The sequence below is a fragment of the Psychrobacillus sp. NEAU-3TGS genome (genome assembly GCF_029955155.1).
Taxonomy (GTDB): Bacteria; Bacillota; Bacilli; order Bacillales_A; family Planococcaceae; genus Psychrobacillus.
On the sequence record NZ_JAPNOZ010000004.1, the window covers coordinates 121,532 to 137,156 of the forward strand.

The following is a 15,625-nucleotide window of genomic DNA, read 5'->3' on the forward strand; positions in this document are numbered from 1 at the left end:
AGCAATCAATTAATGTAACTCTAAATAAACTAGTACTTTTTATAAAGTTGAAACCAAAGGAGATTTCTAACTATGTCAAAAAAAACACTTTACTTTTTATGTACAGGAAATTCATGCAGAAGCCAAATGGCAGAAGCTTGGGGGAAAAAATACTTGAGCGACGAGTGGGAAGTTCTCAGTGCAGGAATTGAGGCACATGGCTTGAACCCTAATGCTGTTAAAGCAATGAATGAGGCTGGAATAGATATTTCTAATCAGACTTCAGATATCATTGATATGGAAACATTAAATAATGCAGATTTTGTAGTTACACTTTGTGGGGATGCTGCAGATAAATGCCCAATGACACCACCTCATGTGAAACGCGATCACTGGGGTTTTGACGACCCTGCAAAAGCTCAAGGAACTGGTGAAGAGAAATGGGCCACTTTCCAAAGAGTTCGTGATGAAATTGCAGAGAGAATTAAGCATTTTGCTGAGACAGGTGAATGATTTAAGTACCAATGGAAAATGAAAGGTAACTGAACTCAATGCACAGATTTATTCAGTACCATTATTTAATGAGGTTAGAGCTATATTGAGTTATTTGAAAGAACTCATAAGCTGCGAATCTCGGTAATCCCAAAAGCAATAAACTCCTCTGGTGACCAGAGGGGTTTATTGCTTTTTTAAAGCCACATTTGAAATTGCAATTGATTTTCCCTGCTTTAAATATGAGGTTGACCAAAGAATTGCTAAGAATAAAAATAAAATTGACCCTCCCCAGTAGATGTAGGAGAAACCATATTCCAATCCTATGATCAAAAAACTAATAAATGGACCAATGGATGCCCCGAGATCCTGAGCCATTGAATATGTAGTAAGAAATGAAACTACATTTGAGTTCTTTGAAATGTCTAAGGCAATTGCATCAACTATTGTCGTAAGCGAAGTTGCCGCAAACAAGACAAGAAAAGTAAAGAAAATCAATACAAGAATTGGTAGTTCATTAGAAATGAAACCATACGTCAAACTTGCAAAAATTAATGAGATAATTAATACAGGTACTCTTCCTTTTTTCCCATCAGACCAAGTTCCAAAACGTACTCCTAAAAATGGTCCCCATACCCATTGAATCGATAAGATAATACCTGCTAGAAAAGTTGCACTGATCACAGTACCGAACAAGATGACACTTTCTCCATGGTTTTGCTCTATTACAGAACTTAATGTCGATATAAATATCCCTTGAAATAATAAAGTGATACAGAAACCAGTAAAAACAATTCTTCCTCTGCCTTGTTTGAGACTGTTTATAAATGAATTAACTTTAAAAATAACCTTCTTCGTATTATCTTGCTCATGATCTTTTAAAGGAGTGGTTTTAACATATAAGAAAATCAAAGGTAGAGCTAACAGAGTAAGACTCCCGAAAATAAACGAAACAATACTTAAACCCAATATTGGCACCAGTAACCCTCCTGCTAACATGCCTACCAAGCTTCCTAATCGATATAGTCCATTGAATAGACCAATTGATTTTCCCCTATTATTTTCTTCCGTATTAAAGGCCACAATCGATAAACCCCCAATCCTCAAAAAGGACCATGCTATACCCCATACCCCGCGGAGAATAATCCATGCTATAAATCCATTTAATATTCCATAGCCTAATGTCGTAATACTACCTAAAATGATTGCAATTACTAAACCTGTTTTTAGAGATATCCTACTATATATCCATCCAACAATCGGATTGAAGGGCAGACGGATAAAGCGGTTAATAGACAGGAGTACTCCAACTTGCCAAATCGAGTCGAGACCTACTTCTTTCCAATATAAGGGCAAGGCAATGTATAACATTGAATCGCCAAACAAACTTATTGCAGTGATCAAGGCAACAATCACAATTACAGACGGTTTACTTTCAGCTTTACTCGATTCGGACAATACTATCACTCCTAACTCAGCCATGAATTAACTTAAGATTCTTACTTGTAAGGGTATGCTAATTTCTTGTAAATTGCAACTAAATATTAAATGGAATTTTTGTTTACTTTCGCTTGTGCCATTAGCCTGTAGGATATTTGAACAAGAAAAATCTCGCTTTTTTAAGGAGTATTATTATTTTGGGGTATTGTTTACACTAAAAAAATGATTGCATTTTACAAATAAATAAAGTATAAATGTTTTAAGAGAAAAAATTCCGTCTTATTAAACATCTAAGTATTTTCCAAAATGGTGTAGCTTAAATAATGCACATGATATATTTTTTCTCTAAATTTACTTCTATTTTACAAATAAAAGGGGGTGTTAGGGTGAAAGGAATACTCGATACAATAGTCATTGGAGGGGGCCAGGCAGGCCTTACTTCGGGTTATCACTTACAAAAGAGAGGACTTAGATTTCTAATATTGGAGGCAAGTGCTCAGGAAGGTGGTTCTTGGCCACTATACTACGACAGTCTTAAACTTTTCTCACCAGCAGGATTTTCATCACTTTCAGGATTAAAATTTCCCGGAGAGAAAAATCGTTATCCTAATAGAGATGAAGTAGTTCAGTATTTAAAGGATTATAGGAGACATTTTCAATTGCCAGTTCGAACCAACCAACGCGTAGAAACCGTTGAAAAAGGTGGTGAAGGTTTTATTGTTCGTACGATGACAGGAGATATTTTTCAGGCGAGAACCATCATTAATGCGACCGGCTCGTTTAATAATCCATTCATACCAAGTATAGCGGGGCAAGAAGAGTTTAAAGGATTAACACTTCATTCCTCCGAATACAAAAACTCGTCGCGATTTGACAATCAAAGAGTGGTGATTGTAGGACGTGGAAATTCGGCAATACAAATTGCTGTTGAACTGTCCGATGTGAGTCAGACATCATTAGCCGTGCTTCGCCCTGTCCAGTTTGTCAAACAACGGATATGGGGTCAGGATTTGCATTTTTGGATAAAACTAATTGGCTTTGACACATTTCCATTTTGGAGATTTAAGAAAACTGCACCGAGTTCAAGTGCTGTAAACGATACCGGTAATTACAAAGAGAGATTAGAGGCTGGAAAACCGGATCAACAACCGATGTTTAAGTCCTTTTATCAAGATGGTGTTATTTGGTCAAATGGGGTAAAAGAACCGGTGGATACAATAATCTATGCAACTGGATACAGACCACAATTTCCATATCTTGAAAAGATTGGAGCGTTGGATAATGAAGGAACGCCTACACATAAAGCAGGTATAAGCAACATTCCTGGGCTTTATTATGTAGGGTTGGAAGGACAGCGTTCCTTTGCTTCTGCTACTTTAAGAGGGGTAGGACCTGACGCACAGTATGTTGTGAAAAAAATATTGCATTATCTTTATCATTGAAATTAAATGGCAAAGTGTTAAAACACTTCAATAAATGATTGAAGTGTACGGTTGATTGATATTAAATTGTTTCGTTTTTCTTAAGTTCTTCTACTAACTTATTAAGTCTGTCTATTTCTTTTTTATCTTTTCTAGCTCTGTTACTTTGGATATCATTTGATAATGAAATGAACAGTAGTGCAAGTGAATACAATGTCATAAAAGTTTGTATTTCCACAGCAGTCATTATTGATTTTGTTGTAAAGGTTACAGCAGCCATGTAAATTGATATCGGAACCGAAAATAATATTAACATTTTTGCTGAAAACCGTAGAAGCTTCAATATAGTCTTATTAAATCTATTCGGACTTGTAATTTTAATCTCGTCAAATATGTCGCTCAACATTACAGAAATAGCAAATATAGAAGCAAATACAGTTAATCCAACCATAATACCAATTGGAACTTCAATTCGTAAGATTGCCAGAGTAAAGAAACCCGCACCAATTGATCCTAACAAAATATTTGATTTTGGCATCTAAATTCAATCCAATCATTTTCTTCTAATGTTACCACTATTATCAAATGAAGTTATAGTAAGATTTTAGTAAAAATAATAGAATTCAATTGATCAAACTAATAGTGAAAATGGTTTTTAATGAAATTTTAATGTTATTTGTTGCACGTTGCAAGTAAATGGTGTATACCTTATATAAGAGGTGAGATCATGGAAAACAAACGTGAGCTATTTCAAGTACTTACTCGTAGGTTCGGACTCCTTAATAAAAATTGTTGTTCAATTGGAGCCGTGGATATATCATCCGTACAAAGTCACATTCTTTATGAAATAGATAAACAAACATCACCATCCATGCAACAAATTGCAGAGGCGATAGCAATGGATATAACGACTTTTAGTCGACAAATACAGACGCTCATTAAAATGGAATTAGTAAAGAAAACACCTTCCTCAGCAGACAAAAGGGTATCTATTTTATCTCTTACAGTACAAGGTAAATTTGTTGCTACGACCATTGACGAATCGATGAATGCTTATTTAGAGGAAGTATTCTCGCATATGAACGAATTTGAAAGAGAAACAGTTATTCGTTCTATAAAATTATTAAATCAAGCTATGTCCAAATCAAGTGTTTGCTGTACGCCTTTACTTTAAGCAAGAGTATGTCTTGCTTAAAAAAATACTAATTACTTGCATAATGCAATTAATTAGAACATTAATACTGGTAATACAACAACAAAATTTTATGGAGGTATTAGTATGAATACTATTGAATTGAAACAAGTAAAGACTGGCGGTTGCTGTGTACCTGCTGCAAAGACAAATATAGATTTTGTAAAATCTACAAACAAGGAATTACCGATAGCAATTATAGGTGCTGGCCCTGTAGGTTTAGCAGCGGCTGCCCATCTAGCTAATATTGATGAACGTTTTATACTACTTGAGTCTGGTGATCGTGTTGGAAGTAATATTCTAAACTGGGGACATGTGCGGTTATTTTCACCATGGCAATACAACATCGATAAGATTGCGAAAAAAATTCTAGAAAAACACAGCTGGAATGCACCATCCTTGGATCAATTACCTTTAGGTAAAGAGTTAGTTAATGAATATTTGGAGCCTTTATCGAAATTACCTGAAATAAAACCTTTTTTATCACTGAATACAAAAGTTGTTTCCATAAGTAAAAAAGGTTTAGATAAAATGAAAACTGCTAATCGTGACAATTCCCCCTTTGTTTTGTACCTTGAACAAAATGGGTTATCAAAAAGAATAGAAGTAAGGGCAGTTATAGATGCGACTGGAACTTGGTCCCACCCTAATCCAATTAATGCTGATAGTATTTGGACAAAAGAAGAAATTGAATTAAAACAACATGTTTATTATGGTATTCCTAATATTGAGGGGGAGCATAAAGAAAGATACAAAGGCAAACGAGTTGCTGTTGTAGGTGGTGGTCATTCAGCAATTAACACGATATTAGAATTATCACAGCTTGATAATATAGATATTACATGGATTATTCGAAAGAAAAATGTAGAGGATGCATACGGTGGAGAAGATAAAGATGCTCTTAAAGCAAGAGGTGAGTTAGGCAGCCGTATACATCAATTAGTTGATGCTGGTCAAATCAAAGTATATACTCCTTTTCATATTCACCAACTAACAAAGACCAACGATGGTATTGGAATAACTGGAGACTCGAATGGTAGCAAAATTACTCTACCTCCAGTAGATGAAATCATTGCAAATACAGGTAGCCGTCCTGACTTTTCATTTATAAGAGAAATCAGACTAAGTATAGATAGTGCTACAGAAAGCGTTGAAGCTCTTGCTCCTTTAATTGATCCAAACCTTCACAGTTGCGGAACAGTACGACCTCATGGTGAAGAAGTATTAAGACAACCTGAAAAAGATTATTATATTGTTGGAATGAAAAGTTATGGTAGGGCTCCAACATTCTTAATGGCGACTGGTTATGAACAAGTTAGATCCATTGTGGCTCATCTTTCGGGTGATTTTGAATCAGCAAATAAGGTAGAACTTGAATTGCCTGAAACTGGTGTATGTAGTATTAATTTAACTCAACAAAATTCTAATCAATCATGTTGCGGAATGGAAGCATCTAAATGTTAGAGGTGAAGCAACGTGACTGTAAATAATAGTGCTAATTTATCTAAAGAATACTTTATTTCCTACCTAAAACTGGTTATGGAATCCAGATCTTATTCTCTAGAACAAGCGCAAACTTATATGTTTAACAACTTTTTTAGAAAAAGTAATGACATTTACGGCAAAGACAGTTACCGCAATTTCTTGCAGTCAATTGAGGTATTAAAGGAAGAAAGAGTTTCTCAGCCAATGCAAAGATAAAAGTGACAGTATATAATATTATTAGGCTATGTTAAAGGTAAAGGGTGAATTAAATATTCGAATTATAAAATGAGCTTGGAAATGTATCTCCAAGCTCATTGTATTTTGTTGTCCTTTTTTTACTAAAGCACCCGTTAGCTTAATAAAGATCCTTCTGTAATTCCATTCGTTACTCTTTATTTGGAAAAAGAAATTGTTTTATTTACATATGATGTATCCTTTATCTCCTTTAATAAAAGATACAGGGTCTATAACATTTTTATATGGCGGTTTTATCTGCGTATTTAGACTTCCATGTTATTACTAGTAAAAATAAATATCAGTTTTCTTTGAGTCTTTTTTAACACGTTTAAAGCTTCTTTAAATAAAGCAATATACGGACAATGTGGTTTAAATGGAAGTTTCATTAACAATTCAAGGTCATGCTCAGAAACCTTGATCAACATAGGAACGTATTTATTTACGAAATATTCAAAATTACCCGATTATATTATTGGCATATCGAACATTCCTTTTCGTTTCGTTATGCGACCCTTGGTTCCGTTTTGCGATAAGTAAAAAGAACCCACCCAATATGGGAAGGTCCTTTGAATAATTCTTTTGAAGTCTAAAGATACTTGTACGAATCATTTTTTTTGCATTTCATTTGCAATCATCTTGCCAACAGAAGCTATATCACCTTTTACCTCTCTAATATATTCTGATAAAATTAGCTGTTTTCTTGGTAGATTAAAGAATTGTCTTTGGTTTGCTTCCAATCTTACTTTTTCGGCCGAAAATACTGCTTTTGGCATAGTTATTCCTCCTTAGCATAATTTTGAAAGAATTGATGATTAAACTCTGGACTAAAATAATGCTTACGTCTTATCCATACAAAACCATCTCCTTTAGTGATAACTGCTACATCAATGGGACCTCCAACCGTTTCCGCATCCATTGTGACTTTTCGTTTGAAAGATGTTAAGTTGACAAGTGCTTCAGCCATCGCAGCTAATTCTTCTTTAGGTAAAACATCTAAGATTTGCATTACAGGCTCTGTAAAATACTTTTCTTGAAAATCATTAAGACTTTCGGATATAGACATTAGTAAGGTATCGTGATGCTCTTCCTTAACTTTTTCCCAATCATCTACTTTTGATTCATCAATTAAATCGTCTATATAATCTAAATGTTGACTGATTCCTGCAGAAAAAAACTGTAAAATTGCATTACGTAATGAAGGTTCAATACCATTCATAAATGAATGAACCATTTCTTTTTGTGCAAATGGTCTCATAGCTGCAGTAATATGATTTTCGTCATTTACAGAACCAATTTTAATAGCTGGTCTTTCAATATACTTTAATTCTTGAAAAATAATTCCTTCAATATAGAATTCATAAAGACTTGGAAAGATCTCTTCTTCACCATATCCCGAAATAACTAACCCTGTAAATGAGTCAGAAAATATTTCCTTTTGAATTAACAAACCAGTATATGTACTCATTAAATTGATAAGATCCTCATCTATTTGGAAATTTACTGCCTCTTCAATAATTTCTTTAACAATAGAGTTGTAATTTTCTTGTATCTTTTCTAAGAAGCCGTCTTGTGTTATAGCATTCTTTTCAGTGTCAATCTTACTAATTTTTTGTCTTAATACATCTTTCAATACCTCAGATACATATGCTTCTTCAATTACTTCACCATTATTTATAAATCGATTTATTTCATTTGTTACTTCATTACCTAATATGTTGTTCAATGCGTTATTGCATATTCTTCCAACCAAAATTTGTTCTGCCGCATCATTGTAAAAACGAACATCACTTACAATAAAATCCAAAAAGTCATCGACATATTCTTTTATAGTATCAAATCTGTCTTTTTGAAGTTTTTTTCTGTAACTTTTTATTATTATTTCCCAAGGCACTCCCATAAATTCAGCACTACCGTATATCATTACCCCTACAGGATGATATTTGGAAAGCGAAAACAATTTATTAGCAGAGTTATACACTTTTTGATTAACGTCAGAACCGATTGTAACCGCACTATCTGCAGCTAAAGCTACACCCATTTTGTTTAAAATACCTATTTCTGCTGTCATTTACTCTACCCCTTTATAATTAAAATACAAATAATACTATTCGACCTTTTATTTTAGAATCCTTCCAAAATTAGAAAATTTATTAGTATTATTTGAGGGTTGTGTTATAAATGCAATTTTACGCAAATGCAATACATAAAAGCTTATAGTTAAAAAATGAAACGCCTTTCTATCTAGAGTATAATTAAATACCTACAGGAGGAATATCAAATGCAATTATTCGCATGTTAGCCTAAGTGAAAGGTTTTACAATATCTTTGCTCATACAAATTTACTTTACATATATTATTCCACAATCTGGCCAGATTGTTGAACACAAGTTAAGCAACACTCTTCAACTAACCTGCCGCGTTAGTTCAATAAGAAAAAGAGTTACCAATGGCAACCCCATGATTTTTTACTTTACATCTTCTTTATATTCTTCTCCATCTAAGTACGCTTGTTGTTTGGGCGAAGTAATGCTTAACATTTCCCTAATAGCTAGTGGTATTAGGGTAGTAGCATGCTTTATTGGATTGAAGCGGAAAGCGTCCGCCCTGCAGCGGAAATCCTAGCAGATACTTCATTCAACTCACTACCGCGCAGTTTCTCTATAAGCTATATAAAGAAAGACCATTTACAACTTTTTCAATTTTTAGCGGGAAACGCTTTCAAATTCTTAACTAGCTTCATAAGTTGGGGTATGATAAGATACTTCTTATGAAAAAATCAATAGTTAAAGAAGGAATGTAAATGGCAGTTCAAAAGAAGAAGGATTTAGGGGAAAAGTTAAGTCTATTTCATTTAACTTGGCCCATTTTTTTAGAAGTATTTTTATTTATGTTAATGGGAATTGCCGATACGTTTATGCTAAGCAGCCTATCAGATGATGCTGTATCTGGGGTAGGGGCGGCGAATCAGTATATTCATATCGCCATTTTAATATTAGAAGTAGTAGGAAATGGGGCAGCAATCGTTGTATCTCAGTATTTAGGCTCCAAGCGATTTCTCGAAGCTTCTAAAATTTCTGGTTTGGCGGTCACGTTGAATTTAGGAGTTGGAATTGTATTAAGTATTGGGTTTATACTGTTTTCTAAAAGTATGATGACGGCGATGAACTTGCAGGGAGACGTACTTGTTCATGCATATCAATATTTGTCCATAGTCGGAGGGGCCATTTTCCTTCAGGCAGTGATTAATGCATTGGCGGCAGTGATTAGAGTGCATGGTTACACGAAACAGACGATGCTAGTATCTTTAGGGATGAATATTATTCATGTAGTAGGTAACTATTTGTTGATTTTTGGGAAATTCGGTTTTCCAGAGTTAGGAGTGCAAGGGGCAGCTATTTCTTCAGTACTAAGTAGAGTGGTTGCATTACTTATTTTCTTCTGGCTGTTGTATCAAGTTATGGAATACCGTGTGAAAGTACGTTATTATTTCACAATATCCAAAGAATACATTGGTAAAATACTGCAAATAGGTCTACCATCTGCATTTGAACAGATTTTGTATCAAGGATGCCAAATCGTATTCCTTTATTACGTAACCTATTTAGGAGCAGAGTCTTTAGCGGCGAGACAATATGCAGTGAATATATCGATGTTCACTTATCTGTTTGCCATAGCAATTGGGATGGGAACGGCGATTATTGTTGGAAGACTTGTAGGAGCGAATGAGAAAGACGAGGCGTATAAGTCTGTATGGACAAGTGTGAAATGGGCGCTATTATTTACGCTAGTAATGGTTGCGATTGTTATGATATTCCGAATCCCACTGCTAAGCTTGTTTACGAGTAATGAAAAAGTTATTCAAATAGGTGCATCTGTATTAATCTTAAGTATTTTGCTAGAGACTGGGCGCACGATGAATATTGTCATTATTAATTCATTGCGAGCGGCTGGAGATGCAAAATTCCCTGTAGCTATGGGGGCATTGTCTATGGTAATGATGAGTTTGCCACTAGGTTATTTTTTAGTCTTTGTATTAGACTTAGGTCTTGTAGGAATTTGGTTAGCCATCGCAGCGGATGAATGGACCCGAGCTACTATTATGTACTTTAGATGGAAAGGCAGAAGATGGGAAAAGTTTGCCCTAGTAAAACCGATGGAAGAAAAAGAAAGACCAAGTGAAAGCTAAGTATACGCTTTCCTTGGTCTTTTTGTTCAATTATTCACTAATGTAGCACAATTTTCGAGATTTAATGTTTTTAACTGCTCTACTGCTTTTTTCAGTGTTTCAACATCTTGTACAAGCGCAACTCGTACGAAGCCAGCACCTTCTGATCCAAATACTGTGCCAGGTACAGTAACGACACCAGTTTGACGAATGACTTCAAAGGCAAATTCTTTGTCATCCATATCATAAGGATATTTAGCCCAAACGAACATACCACCATTAGAAGGTGCTACGGTCCAACCTAAATCCATTATGCCTTGCATTAACACTTGGTGGCGTTCTGCAAATAATTGTCGTAGACGATCCGTAATTTCCTCTGCGTTATTCAATGCCGTAATTCCTGCTTCTTGGATGGGACTGAAAATACCAAAGTCTAGATTAGATTTCAACTGCTTCATAATACTGATCATTTCCGCATTCCCTACGAGATAAGCAATACGAGTACCAGCTAAGCTAAAGCTTTTAGATAAAGAATTAATCTCCATTCCAACTTCCATTGCCCCAGGGGTAGTCAAAAAACTACTTGGTGCATCCCCAGAAAAATAAAATTCAGAATAAGCGGCATCATGCAAAATAATCACATTATACTTATTTGCAAAAGCGACTACTTTTCCGAAGAAAGCTTCATTAGGCATTGCTGGAACAGGATTCCCTGGCAGATTTAATATCATTAACTTCGCCTTATATGCGATTTCCTCAGGAATTGCATCTAAATCTGGTAAATAGCCGTTCTCTTCCGTTAGATTCATATAGTAGGGAACTGCACCTGCAAGCTTAATGCCAGCGTCATACGCAACGTATCCAGGGTTTGTTGTGAGCACAATGTCCCCTTCGTTGCAAAATGCAATTGGAAGATGAACTAGTCCTTCTTGGGAACCCATCGTTTGTAAAATCTCAGTTTGTGGATTTAAAGTAACGTTTACTCGTCGGTTATAATAATCTGCTACTGCTTCGTTAAAACGTTTTGTTCCACTCAGCATGTAGCCATATGAATGTTCAGAGAAACTTTGTTCAGATAGAACTTTTCTTATTTTTTCATCCGGAGGTAAGTCCGGACTACCTAAACTTAAATCGTATACTTCATAACCAGCTGCTTGTTTTGCCGCGGCGGCTGCTTTTAAATCACCGAAAATAGCAGGTTCAAATATGGACATTTTTTTAGATGGTTCGATATTCAATTAAAAGCACTCCTCGCGTAAGAAAATAATTTTATCATTCATTTTATCACAAGTTACAGCAGTATTGTGAAAAAGTTGAATGTAAATACTACCTATTTCGACTATTATGTTAATATAGTTTAGAAGTAGAGCCAAAACTAATATCCACAAGCGAGAAGTATAGATGTCTATAAGAAGAGATCAGTTTATCTTCCAATATTAAAAGAGCTACTAGGACTCTCAAAAGAGAGAACTAGTAGCTTTTAGTTGTTGGCTAATTCTATGAAAAATTGTTTATTGTTTTATTAAACTAAAGATCCACCATTTTTTAAATATTTTTCAATACCTTCGGCAGCACGGTATGCAAGTGCTCCAACCGTTCCTGTAGGGTTCATACCTGAATTGTGAGGAAAAGCATTAGCACCAGGTACAAATACATTTTCACAATCCCACATTTGAAGATAGTTATTTAATGCACTTGTTTCAGGGTCCGCACCCATAATAACTCCACCAGTATTATGAGTAGTTTGATATTTTGTCGTATCCCAATCACCTTGATCTCCAGGTGTGGTAATCATATCTGCACCCATTTCTTCAAGAATCTTCGTAGTTATTTCTCTTATATACTTTTGTTGATTTCGTTCATTATCTTTATAGTTAAATGTCATGCGAATTAAAGGATCTCCAAATTGATCTTTATAGGTAGGGTCTAGATCAATATAGTTTTCTTTATTTGGCATAACGGAGCCTTGAGATCCAACTGATAAGCTTCGATTAGCCCAAAAGATAGACTCATCTTTAAATTCTTTGCCCCAGCCTGGTGTTCCTTTAGGCACAGAATTGTTTGAGATAGGACGTTTTCCGTAATGGCCAAGTGCGATATTACCACCATGAATAAAGTTTAAATCAGTGTGATCAAAGTTATCACCATTAAAATCGTCGAGAACTCCCGCAAGTGCACCTGTGCCAGCATATAAATTGAATTCTTTGTCTTTAAAGAAACCAGTAGATGCAGCTGATGTCATTTGGTAGGCATAGTTCTTCCCAATGACTCCTGTTCCCGTTTCTGGATTATATGGACGGCCAAGTTTAGAGTTTAGCAGGATTCTAATGTTGTTAAGAACATATGCAGATACTACCACAACGTCTGCTTCTTGAATATATTCCTCACCAGTACGTGTATCAACATATAATACTCCAGTAGCTTTGCCATTTGTGTGTAGGACTTTACGAACCACACAGTGAGTTCTTACTTCAAAATTACCTGTTTCTTTTGCTACTGGTAGAACTGTTACTACCGGCGATGCTTTTGCCCCATACTCACAGCCAAAGCGCTCACAGAATCCACAATATTGACATGCTCCGCGCGAAATCCCATCTGGATTTGTATAGCTTTCAGAAAGTGTAGCTGCTGGCGCAATATAAGGATGATACCCTAAGTTTTTAGAGGCTTCTCTAAACATCTTCATAGAAGGTGTTTCTTTAAGAGGGACTGTAGGATATTTAACTTCTGGAACTTCGGGATGTGGATTAGCTTCCCCCGAAATACCGGCCATAGTTTCGAACTTTTCGAAGTAGGGTACTAATTCATCATATGTGATTCCCCAATCTTGAAGGGGCATATCTGCTGGTATTTTGTCTTTCCCATAACGTTCTACCGTTTTGGTGTAAATCTCAAAATCATATGGGAAAAAACGATACGTTAAACCGTTCCAGTGTTCTCCGGAACCGCCAACACCATCACCGATTAAGAAAGAACCGTGCTGACGATAAGGCAATGCTCTTTTTGTGCGGTCATGACGAACTGTTAATGTTTCTTTTGAAAGATCTTGCATCATTTCGTTTCTTTGCTGATATCTAAGCTCATCGTGAACCATTAAATAGTCTTCTGTTTTTCTTTCTTTTCCGCGTTCTAAACCTACTACTTTGTATCCTTTTCTAGTAAGTTCTGCAGCGATAATGCCACCTGTCCAGCCCACACCTGCCAAAACTATGTCTGTTTTCGGTAATTTTTTTGCCATGATTTATTTGCTTCCTCTCGATTAATGATTGTGTTGTGAATTTAAGCTCATTGGATCCATTTTTACAAATTCATCTTTTTCGATGATGTTCGCATAACTCATTTGATGGCCAGGGAAGTTTTTCATTTTCCAGCCTTCCATATTTTTATTGCCTCCGTAAAGAGGATCAGCATATACGCCTTCAATAGTCGCACTTTTTAATAATCTAAAAAAGAAGCCAGATGTTACCGCTCCGTTTAAGGTTACTTCGTCTGCTTCAAAAGCGGTTAAAATAGCAATTTGGTCGTCTTCATTTAGTGCAGCAAAGTTGTTATCATAATTCTTTTGGGCTTCCGCATTCAATGCCTCGATTCCTAAATTGAAGATTTGCTGTCTATTTAAATGCGTTTGATGACCAAACAAAGCAGTTGCTTCTGTCGGGAAGAAAGGTCCAGTCATGTATTCTTTCGCATTTAATCCCCAATTACTAGCTAGTTGGTGATCGATGAAATAAGCTACAAGTAGTTCTTTCGCACCCGGGCCTACATCTGTTTTAGGAAATATTTGTTCTGCTGCTGCTTCGATAGTATCGAATTGGGTTTTGTCAAAATACATCAATGCTTGGTTAAAGTTCACCGCAGTTGCTTCTGAGTGAACATGTGATTCAATTGTTTTAGTTTTTGTAGAATCCTTTCCTAAAAGACTACCAAGGGCACCGCCTAAAACAACCCCACCAACTGTTAATCCCGAATTTTTGATAAATGTACGTCTAGATGAGCGTTTATCTAAAATTGGAGTCTTTTTATCTTGTTCTGACATAATAAAACCTCCTAAATAAAATGAGTAAAAAATCTAATAATGTGTTTATCTAGCTAAATATAAAAAATTGTAATTTTGATTAATGAACAATTGAATGCCAATTATATACGATTGAAAATACAACGGTAAAAACTAATAAAGAGGCAATAAAGTATGTATGTTTTTTCCCAGTCCAGCAAAGAACTATGATAGCTAGACCAATACCAAATCCTAACAATGCAAACCAAGGAAAGGGATTGTTATAGAAAAAAAGACATAGTGCAAAATCGGCTACTATAAATAGTGCAAAAAATACTTGGTTCAGCATTTTCAGTTCTTCTATATTATATTGAGTCACACCAGATCTCCTTTCTTCCTAATAAAAATGAGTTTATTTTTCGAAAAAGATATCCTAAGATAACGATACAAAACAACAGAACCTATTCTACTCCTCTTGTTCATAAAATGTCCATTCTTTTTTGTGTCTTTCTAGAACCTTTTTACTATTTAATTTTTCTGAAAATACCTCATTAATGCTTATATTCCACACTTTTAACAAAGGAGCTTAATGCTAAATAATAGATAATTATTATTGTATTAAACAAGTGATTCGCCTTTTACTGTAAACCTGAAGAATGCTAAGCAGCATAAAAAGATAATGTACCTACTGTACTGGTAGAGTTTTATTCAGAACTTTGTGAGAGGGATGGAAGTGGATGTTGAATAAGGAGAGCTAGCTCGCTGCCTGCTTTTAATTATGCAAAACAAGGAAATGGATTATGATGTATTTACAAACTTCGACAAAGGAGTATAATATGTAGTTGATACAAAACAACCATAATTTATCAAAAAAACAACATTGCACCTAAAGCCAAGTGATTAATATATATTTAGTTATGAGGAGGAAAATACTATGCCAAATATCGGCATACCAGGTTTGATAATTATTTTAATAATTGCCTTAATCGTTTTTGGGCCAAAAAAATTACCTCAATTAGGTAGAGCAGTTGGACAAACTTTAAAAGAATTTAAAAATTCGACGAAAGACATTGTGGATGATGTAACGGAAGAATTTAAATTAGATGATAAAGAAGTAGATACAAAAAAGAAAATCTAATATAAAAAGCCAACTATTCTTTGTTAAATAGTTGGCTTTTCGCATATTTAGTAAATGCGAAATCAGACAATGGATTGCTGAT

General features: G+C 35.1%; 15 protein-coding genes. 7 read left to right on the top strand and 8 right to left on the bottom strand.

The features are described from left to right. Positions 1-72: 72 nt before the first annotated feature. Complete coding sequence (gene arsC / locus OR571_RS01505; RefSeq protein ID WP_282241101.1) at positions 73-492, top strand: arsenate reductase (thioredoxin); 420 nt, start codon at positions 73-75, stop codon at positions 490-492. A 165-nt stretch (positions 493-657) separates the two neighbouring features. On the opposite strand, the gene OR571_RS01510 is transcribed toward arsC, so the two are convergent. Then, positions 658-1,953, bottom strand: coding sequence for an MFS transporter (locus tag OR571_RS01510; protein WP_282241102.1), 1,296 nt, complete (start codon positions 1,951-1,953; stop codon positions 658-660). Positions 1,954-2,297: 344 nt separating this feature from the next. Between OR571_RS01510 and OR571_RS01515 the strand changes: the two genes are divergently transcribed. Next, positions 2,298-3,353 carry a flavin-containing monooxygenase gene (locus OR571_RS01515; protein WP_282241103.1) on the top strand — a complete coding sequence of 352 codons (1,056 nt, stop codon included), beginning with the start codon at positions 2,298-2,300 and terminating at the stop codon, positions 3,351-3,353. Positions 3,354-3,414: 61 nt separating this feature from the next. On the opposite strand, the gene OR571_RS01520 is transcribed toward OR571_RS01515, so the two are convergent. Beyond that, the gene (locus OR571_RS01520; protein WP_282241104.1) at positions 3,415-3,870 is read right to left on the bottom strand and encodes a hypothetical protein; all 456 of its coding nucleotides are present in this window, start codon (positions 3,868-3,870) and stop codon (positions 3,415-3,417) included. A 189-nt stretch (positions 3,871-4,059) separates the two neighbouring features. On the opposite strand from OR571_RS01520, the gene OR571_RS01525 reads away from it, so the two are divergent. From OR571_RS01525 to OR571_RS01535, 3 genes are all read left to right on the top strand, one after another. Beyond that, on the top strand, positions 4,060-4,506 hold the full coding sequence (locus OR571_RS01525; RefSeq protein WP_282241105.1) for a MarR family winged helix-turn-helix transcriptional regulator: 447 nt from the start codon (positions 4,060-4,062) through the stop codon (positions 4,504-4,506). Between the two features lie 105 nt (positions 4,507-4,611). Beyond that, the gene (locus tag OR571_RS01530; protein WP_282241106.1) at positions 4,612-5,988 is read left to right on the top strand and encodes an NAD(P)-binding domain-containing protein; all 1,377 of its coding nucleotides are present in this window, start codon (positions 4,612-4,614) and stop codon (positions 5,986-5,988) included. Positions 5,989-6,000: 12 nt separating this feature from the next. Then, on the top strand, positions 6,001-6,225 hold the full coding sequence (locus tag OR571_RS01535) for a hypothetical protein (protein WP_282241107.1): 225 nt from the start codon (positions 6,001-6,003) through the stop codon (positions 6,223-6,225). Between the two features lie 626 nt (positions 6,226-6,851). Here OR571_RS01535 and OR571_RS01540 read toward each other — a convergent pair. Together OR571_RS01540 and OR571_RS01545 are read right to left on the bottom strand one after the other, a co-directional pair. Then, positions 6,852-7,019, bottom strand: coding sequence for a hypothetical protein (locus OR571_RS01540; protein WP_282241108.1), 168 nt, complete (start codon positions 7,017-7,019; stop codon positions 6,852-6,854). Between the two features lie 2 nt (positions 7,020-7,021). Beyond that, positions 7,022-8,314, bottom strand: a complete 1,293-nt coding sequence (locus tag OR571_RS01545; protein WP_282241109.1) for an uL18 family ribosomal protein — start codon at positions 8,312-8,314, stop codon at positions 7,022-7,024. A 732-nt stretch (positions 8,315-9,046) separates the two neighbouring features. Between OR571_RS01545 and OR571_RS01550 the strand changes: the two genes are divergently transcribed. Next, positions 9,047-10,432: an MATE family efflux transporter gene (locus OR571_RS01550; protein WP_282241110.1), complete on the top strand. Its 1,386-nt coding sequence runs from the start codon at positions 9,047-9,049 to the stop codon at positions 10,430-10,432. 26 nt (positions 10,433-10,458) lie between these two features. Here the strand turns inward: OR571_RS01550 and OR571_RS01555 are convergent, their stop codons facing one another. From OR571_RS01555 to OR571_RS01570, 4 genes are all read right to left on the bottom strand, one after another. After that, on the bottom strand, positions 10,459-11,649 hold the full coding sequence (locus tag OR571_RS01555) for an aminotransferase class I/II-fold pyridoxal phosphate-dependent enzyme (RefSeq protein ID WP_282241112.1): 1,191 nt from the start codon (positions 11,647-11,649) through the stop codon (positions 10,459-10,461). A 284-nt stretch (positions 11,650-11,933) separates the two neighbouring features. Next, entirely contained in the window at positions 11,934-13,649 is a 1,716-nt protein-coding gene (locus tag OR571_RS01560; protein WP_282241113.1) for a GMC family oxidoreductase, read from the bottom strand. A 21-nt stretch (positions 13,650-13,670) separates the two neighbouring features. Continuing rightward, positions 13,671-14,447 (bottom strand): gluconate 2-dehydrogenase subunit 3 family protein, encoded by a 777-nt coding sequence (locus tag OR571_RS01565; RefSeq protein ID WP_282241114.1) that lies wholly within the window; start codon positions 14,445-14,447, stop codon positions 13,671-13,673. 79 nt (positions 14,448-14,526) lie between these two features. Continuing rightward, complete coding sequence (locus OR571_RS01570) at positions 14,527-14,784, bottom strand: hypothetical protein (protein WP_282241115.1); 258 nt, start codon at positions 14,782-14,784, stop codon at positions 14,527-14,529. A gap of 555 nt (positions 14,785-15,339) precedes the next feature. Between OR571_RS01570 and tatA the strand changes: the two genes are divergently transcribed. Next, complete coding sequence (tatA, locus tag OR571_RS01575; RefSeq protein ID WP_282241116.1) at positions 15,340-15,543, top strand: twin-arginine translocase TatA/TatE family subunit; 204 nt, start codon at positions 15,340-15,342, stop codon at positions 15,541-15,543. Positions 15,544-15,625: the final 82 nt, after the last annotated feature.

Excerpts from the sequence above, each read along its gene's own strand:
- arsC (WP_282241101.1), top strand. The coding sequence starts at position 73 with ATGTCAAAAAAAACACTTTACTTTTTATGTACAGGAAATTCATGCAGA.
- OR571_RS01510 (WP_282241102.1), bottom strand. The coding sequence starts at position 1,953 with ATGGCTGAGTTAGGAGTGATAGTATTGTCCGAATCGAGTAAAGCTGAA.
- tatA (WP_282241116.1), top strand. The coding sequence starts at position 15,340 with ATGCCAAATATCGGCATACCAGGTTTGATAATTATTTTAATAATTGCC.
- OR571_RS01540 (WP_282241108.1), bottom strand. The coding sequence starts at position 7,019 with ATGCCAAAAGCAGTATTTTCGGCCGAAAAAGTAAGATTGGAAGCAAAC.
- OR571_RS01520 (WP_282241104.1), bottom strand. The coding sequence starts at position 3,870 with ATGCCAAAATCAAATATTTTGTTAGGATCAATTGGTGCGGGTTTCTTT.
- OR571_RS01525 (WP_282241105.1), top strand. The coding sequence starts at position 4,060 with ATGGAAAACAAACGTGAGCTATTTCAAGTACTTACTCGTAGGTTCGGA.
- OR571_RS01560 (WP_282241113.1), bottom strand. The coding sequence starts at position 13,649 with ATGGCAAAAAAATTACCGAAAACAGACATAGTTTTGGCAGGTGTGGGC.
- OR571_RS01530 (WP_282241106.1), top strand. The coding sequence starts at position 4,612 with ATGAATACTATTGAATTGAAACAAGTAAAGACTGGCGGTTGCTGTGTA.
- OR571_RS01545 (WP_282241109.1), bottom strand. The coding sequence starts at position 8,314 with ATGACAGCAGAAATAGGTATTTTAAACAAAATGGGTGTAGCTTTAGCT.
- OR571_RS01550 (WP_282241110.1), top strand. The coding sequence starts at position 9,047 with ATGGCAGTTCAAAAGAAGAAGGATTTAGGGGAAAAGTTAAGTCTATTT.
- OR571_RS01565 (WP_282241114.1), bottom strand. The coding sequence starts at position 14,447 with ATGTCAGAACAAGATAAAAAGACTCCAATTTTAGATAAACGCTCATCT.